The organism is bacterium (assembly GCA_019912885.1).
Taxonomy (GTDB): Bacteria; Lernaellota; Lernaellaia; order JACKCT01; family JACKCT01; genus JAIOHV01.
The window spans coordinates 1-6,019 of record JAIOHV010000018.1; the positions used below are offsets into that span (position 1 = coordinate 1).

Genomic DNA, 6,019 nt, shown 5'->3' on the forward strand with positions numbered 1-6,019 from the left:
CAACGCGCCCGCACGAGGCGCACGCGCGCGTCGCCGGCCGTTTCCCGCACACCTCGCAGACCGGCAGCGTGGCGCCGAGCGCCGGCGGCGTCTCATCGATCCGCGCCGCCGTCGGGACGTTGTCGGCCGGAGCTTTGTCACCAGGCGCGCCGGGCCGCGAATCGTCAAGCGACGGCCCCGCGTCCCACGCGAAATTCCTGGCGCCGACCTCGATGCGCTCGCCGCAGCCCGGGCACGCGACATCTCCCGGCTCGACGACGCGCAAATCCGTACCGCAATTCGGACTTTTCAGGATCACGGGTGTGCCGTTCCCTTCATCGACGGGATCAATCCTCGATCCTCTTTCTCGCTATTGCCCTTGTTGCCGGAGCTCTTCGCGCGCCGTGTCGGAGACGCGGCGCGCCACCTCGAAAAGCATCGTCTTTCCGGATTCGTTTTCAGGATAAACGACGATGCCCGCGTACGTATCGCCGAATCCGTCCAGAAGTGCGAGCGCCTGACGCGGGTTTTTCTCCTTCAGATAGACGCGCGCGCGGTGAAACCGGGCGTACGCCTCCGTCGCGCCACGCGGCTCGGCCTCGCGCGCCTTTTGCTCGAATTCCTCCAGAATCTGCAACGCGCGCGCGGGTTGTGGAGAAAGTTCCGTATAAAGGCGCACCGCCTCCTCGACCGCGCGCGGACCCGCCGCGACCCGGCCGGCGGGTGTCGGATAAACCAGGGCGAGATGCTTCTCGACGATTTCGCGCAGGACTTCATCGGCCTGGGCGGCATCGCCGGCCATCGGGGTTTCGCGCAGGCGTTGCTCGAAGACCGCGTAACGCAAAAACGCCATCTCAGCCCGCGCGGGCTCGCTTTCGATCAGCTTGCGCATCTCGTCCACCTCGAGCAGCCGTTTCTGGATGCTTGCGGGCATCTCGAGGATGGCGCGCCGGAGATGCGTGACGAGGATCCACTCCACGTCGAATACTCCGGAGCCCCAGTGGATTTTCGCGTCCGTTCCGTTTTTGTCCGCCACCTCGCGCAAGACCTCGATCGCCTTGTTGTGGCGATGCGCCTCGATCTCGGCGTCCGCCGCGACAAATCGCGCCACCGTCTCGACCGGGCCGGAATAACTCAACTTACCGTCATTGAGACCGACGCGAACGCTGCCGTGCCTCGCCGGTATGCCGTTGAGCTGCTGCACGGCCGCCATCGGCAGATGGAGCATCGCGGCAAATACGCGCGCCTGCTCAATGTCGGCTGTCGCGTGAATATTCACGGGCTCGCCGAAACCCGTCGGGTCGGTCATGACCGCGTCAAAGCGCCAGGCGGCGTAAATCTTGCGCAGAACCCCGAGCGCGGCGTTGGAGTCGCCGGCGCGGCGGTAGATCGCAAACGCCTCGAAAAGCGCAAGCTTGCCGGTGTCGTCCCGGGGAGCGACGGCGAAGATGCTTTCGTAGTGCATGGCGATGGTGGGCAGGTCCGGATTTTCCCGGGCGTACAATTCGCGGATCATCGCCTGGAGGCTTGCGATTTTCCTCCGGCTTTCTTCTTCCTTGTCCCGCGTCTCGACGGATGGTTCGTTGGCGACATCGGCGGCGTCAACGCCGCGCGGGCAAACGACGGGGTCGGCGGCAAGGGTCAGGATAAGGAGAATTAACGGAAGGGCGCGGAAATTCGAGGAAAAACGCAAGGCCTCACGGCTGCGGGATGGCGCCGCCCTCGCGGGCCAGTTTTGCGCACGTCGACATGAACTCGCGCGCGGCGGCCACGTTTTCACGTACGACGACGATGTGATCGTCCGCGGAAAGATAAGCCTTCGTGGCCACGTCGTCGCCGGCAAACTCCAGGTGCGTCTCCGCGGCGGCCAATTCCCGGGGCGCGCAGCGCGCGGCACCCGCCTGCCGAAGGACCTCGATTTCCTTCTCCAGCGTGTCGATTTCGGTGCGGTAGTTCGCCGCGCCGCAACCGGCCAACAGCGCCACAAGCGCCGTCATCGTGCAAATCCGGATCAGGGTTTTCGATCGTCCCATCGTCATTCGTCGGACTCCACAGGTTCCGCGCCCGAATTTCGGCGCGCATTTGTATCATGATTCGCCGCCGATGCAATCCCGATCGCCGCATCCGCCCGTTCGGTCGCCTTGCGGGCGTATTCGCGGGCCCGGTCGTAATCCGACCGGCGATATTGCTGCCGCGCCGCATCCAGATAGGCGAGCGCAGCCTCGTATTCGCCGACCGCAAGATAGTCGCCATGCACGCGGCGGGCTTCCGCGACGCGATCGGTTGCGGCGGAAAGTTCGGCGCGAATGCCCGCAGCCGCGCAACCGATCGCAAAAAACGCGAAGATCACCGGTGCGATCTTCAGAATGCACTTTAAGAAAGAACGTCTAAGCATCTTGGTTATATGGACTTTTCCCGTTTACACCGCGTAGGTGGCCTCGTCAAGCGGTGGCAGCGTCCGAATGAGCGCCTCGTACCGGTTCGTGAGAAATTCGGCGGCCCCCCGCCCCGGGCCGACGTTTTGTTCGTAGCGATAGGCGGGATCCTCGAAAAACTCGTCGGGCACCAGGTAGCCCAATTCGTCGTTGCACGGCCCGATCAGCATCGCGGGGCCGCCGGCAAGTCGCTTCCAGGCGATACCGAGCGTGGGTAGCACCTCACCCGGCGCGGCGAGAAGCCGCAGCGGGCCGAACTGAAGCACGGAAATGGTCGTCCGCACCGTTTCACCGACTTCGCGGTCGAAAAGGCCGTAATGGGCGAGAAAGCGCAGATATTCGCTTCCCACGGGCAGATCGAAGATGTCTTCGCGCATCGTCATTTGGGGACCCTCGATCGGGGCCGCGCGTTCAGCCGCCCGCGCGGATAATTCACCGAGGGTCTCGCCGTATTCCCGGTAGAGCGCCAGGCGGGGCTCAAGCGGTACGTCCATTTCGATGCCCGGGGTGACCATGCCGCCGAGCGCCCCGTTGACGAACACCGACAGGCCGCCCACGCGCCGTTCGATGACCTTGTGCATCGGCGCGACGAAATCCGACGAAATGCCGGTATTTTTGTCCCACAGCGCCTCGGGGTGCGACGCGAAATTCGTCAGCACGCCGATCGTACCGCCGCCATCGGCACGATCCAGGCGCAAGACGACCATCTCGTCGTCCATCAGATCGCGGTTGCGGACATTCCAGGTGTGTTCCCGCTTGTCCGAGCCGTCCACCGCCAAACGCGCGATGGCCGGCCGTGCGCGGCGTTTGGCCCGGCGGATCGTTCGCGCCGTTTCGCGGCGCACGGCGGCCATGTACGCCGGATCGACGCCCGAGCGCATCGGCACGCCCGGGATCGCCGTTGGCCCCCACAAGCCCAACGTGTCGGGCGCGGAGTGGGTGTGCGTGCTGGCGAGCAGGATCCGGGCGGCCGGGATGTCGAGCACCGCTTCCCGGATCCTTCGCGCGTCCGGTTCGAGGAGGCCGATGAGATCGACCGATGCGATCGCGATCTCCTCGTTCCCCTTCCTGAGATACAGCACACGCACTTGCAGCGGATCGAGCACGTGCGTCGCGCGGCGATTTTGTCCAAAGCCAGCGAGGTACGCGCGCGAAAGATCGTGGGGCGTGATGTCGGCCTGGGCAGCGCCCGCGAAAAGGGTCATGCGCAACCTCGTGTAGGAGCGGAGCCGTTTTCGGTTTCCGCGCGAGCGCTGTCAAGCAGCGAAAAAAGGATGGAAGGATGGAAGGCTGAAAGGCTGGAAGGTCGCCGCAACGGACAAAGCAACATCGCAGACGGCTGACGGCCGCGTTTCCGTGCCGAGCTGGAACTCGGCGTTCCCAGGATTGACGGCCGCGTTTCTTTGCCGAGCAGGAGATCGGCGTTCCCAGGGTGGGAAGCTGAGAGCTGACCGCTGACGGCTGCCACCTCTTTCCTCTTTCCTCTTTTCTCCCACACCGCCATTGACCGCGCGCGCGCGCGAATGTAAGCAATCTCCTACGATCGGAGGGAGCCCCATGCGTCGAGTGTTGGTCCTCGTTATCGCCGTTTTTGTGTGCGTTTCGTTCGCGGGCGCGGGCCTTGCCAGCAATTGGACGGAAATGGGCGTCGGCGGTCTTTTGGACCTCTACGTTTTTTGGAAGGTGCAAGCCTTCGACCGAGACCACCTGCAGATGGTAGGCGATGGCTACTCCGGCGTTTTTACCTTCGATCATCAGATGATCTTCCGCAGCGACGACGGCGGCGCGTCGTTTGAAGATACGTATTCGCTACAGATCGGTCCCGGACAGCCGGGCTGGCTGTGCAACAGCTTTTTCTACGCCTATGACCTGCACTTCGATTCCTACGACACCGGCTCGGTGTTCGGCGCGTGGAACGGCGGCGCGACGAACTGCTTCTTTATCTACGAGCACAATTGGGTCGCCCGTACGTCGAACGCCGGAAATGCCTGGGCCAATTTCGTGCTGACTCCGGATACCGACGACCGCCAGATCAACGCGGTAGACATTCTCCCGGGCGGCGTCGGATTCGCCGCGGGTTCGGCGAACAACATCTGGAAGACGGCTGACGGCGGGCAGAGCTGGACGTTGTCGGTCAACATGCCGTCCACCTTCGGTCCCGATTCGCCGGTGGTCGATCTGGACGTGGTTTCGAGCACCGTCGCGTTCGCGTCGTCGGAGACGTATCTGGTCGAGGACGAGTGGAGCGACGACGACTACGAGGAAGACGAGGACTGGGCCGGCGAACTCACGGGCATCAAGGGCGAGGTTTTCAAGACAGATAACGGCGGCGCGAGCTGGACGAGCCTTCGCAACGACCCCAACGTCGGCTTTCACGCGATCGATTTCGTGTCCGGACTCCGCGGCATCGTGCTGGCCGTCAACGAGCTCGACGGCGCGATGCAGATTCTTTACACATCCGATGGCGGCGCGAACTGGGGTTCCGGCGTCTTGCCGTACGTCCCGGGCGTGGGCAGTCCGGGCACCGATTACTGGATCACGGCGATCGCGATGGTGGACGCGCAAAACGGCTGGGCCGTCGGGGGCGACCAGTACGGCGATCAGGCTGTCATCATCAAGACAACAAACGGCGGCACGAGCTGGCAGGCGGACGACTACACCGGCGCGGGGCGCTTCAACGACATCCACATGTTGAACGAACGCAACGGGTTCGCCGTCGGCTCGCGGCATCTCATCGCGCGGTTCCGAATCCCCGGCGCGTCGCCGCCGATCGCCGACGCGGGGCCGGACCGGATCGTCCCGGTCGGAACGCCGGTCACCCTGGACGGCAGCGGCAGCTATGACCCCGACGGCGATCCGATCACCTACGATTGGTCGCGCGTGTCGGGTCCGTTCGCCACGCTGCAAGGCGCAAATACCGTCTCGCCGACATTCACCCCGAACACGGCGGGGACGTACACATTCCAGCTTGTGGTCGCGGATTACGACACGACGTCGTCGCCGGACGAGGTGAAAATCACCGCGAGCGACGCGGACGACGACGCGGCGGATGACGACGCGCTCGACGACGACGCGACGGATGACGATGACATCAACGACGATGACGCCCTGGACGATGACGAGGGGGACGACGATATCAATGACGACGACGATCTTCCGGACGACGACGACGCGCCGCCCGTCGAAGAGGCGGATTGCTCGGATCTGCTCTCGATGGTCTACGACATCTGCGACGCGTACTTCGAGGGTTACGAGAACCGCGTCGAGGTGGAGTCCGCGTGCGACGAAGACGAATCTCCGTGGGATTGCGCGGTCGAATGCCGTTCGCAAAACACCACGTGCGACGGCCTGTTCGAGTGCCTCGACGAGGAATGCGACTTTCCCGCCACGCGCAACACGACCGACGAGGGCGACTTCGACGAGGGCGATGTATCGGGTGGGAGCTGTGGAAGCTGTTCGTAGATAAGTAACCGACCCCCGGCAAAGCCGGGGGCTTTAAGTTGTGAGCCGCCCAAGGCGGCATAGTTGGGGGCCGCTCGCGAGCGGCCGGGGAGCCACCTTCGGTGGCGCTACAGCAACCTTATCTGATCTTGACGCTTGTCCTC

Annotated in this window: 6 protein-coding genes; 1 reads left to right on the forward strand and 5 read right to left on the reverse strand. The window is 64.1% G+C overall.

What is annotated here, in order from left to right:
- The 5 genes from K8I61_01705 to K8I61_01725 all read right to left on the reverse strand — a co-directional run.
- Positions 1-298: hypothetical protein (locus tag K8I61_01705; protein MBZ0270722.1), on the reverse strand; the 298-nt coding region annotated here is incomplete at its 3' end.
- A 51-nt stretch (positions 299-349) separates the two neighbouring features.
- Positions 350-1,672, reverse strand: a complete 1,323-nt coding sequence (locus K8I61_01710) for a hypothetical protein (GenBank protein MBZ0270723.1) — start codon at positions 1,670-1,672, stop codon at positions 350-352.
- 4 nt (positions 1,673-1,676) lie between these two features.
- Positions 1,677-2,012, reverse strand: a complete 336-nt coding sequence (locus K8I61_01715) for a hypothetical protein (GenBank protein MBZ0270724.1) — start codon at positions 2,010-2,012, stop codon at positions 1,677-1,679.
- 2 nt (positions 2,013-2,014) lie between these two features.
- Entirely contained in the window at positions 2,015-2,329 is a 315-nt protein-coding gene (locus K8I61_01720; protein ID MBZ0270725.1) for a DUF4398 domain-containing protein, read from the reverse strand.
- Between the two features lie 69 nt (positions 2,330-2,398).
- The gene (locus K8I61_01725) at positions 2,399-3,619 is read right to left on the reverse strand and encodes a hypothetical protein (protein ID MBZ0270726.1); all 1,221 of its coding nucleotides are present in this window, start codon (positions 3,617-3,619) and stop codon (positions 2,399-2,401) included.
- Between the two features lie 436 nt (positions 3,620-4,055).
- Between K8I61_01725 and K8I61_01730 the strand changes: the two genes are divergently transcribed.
- Entirely contained in the window at positions 4,056-5,876 is a 1,821-nt protein-coding gene (locus K8I61_01730; GenBank protein MBZ0270727.1) for a PKD domain-containing protein, read from the forward strand.
- Positions 5,877-6,019 lie beyond the last annotated feature (143 nt).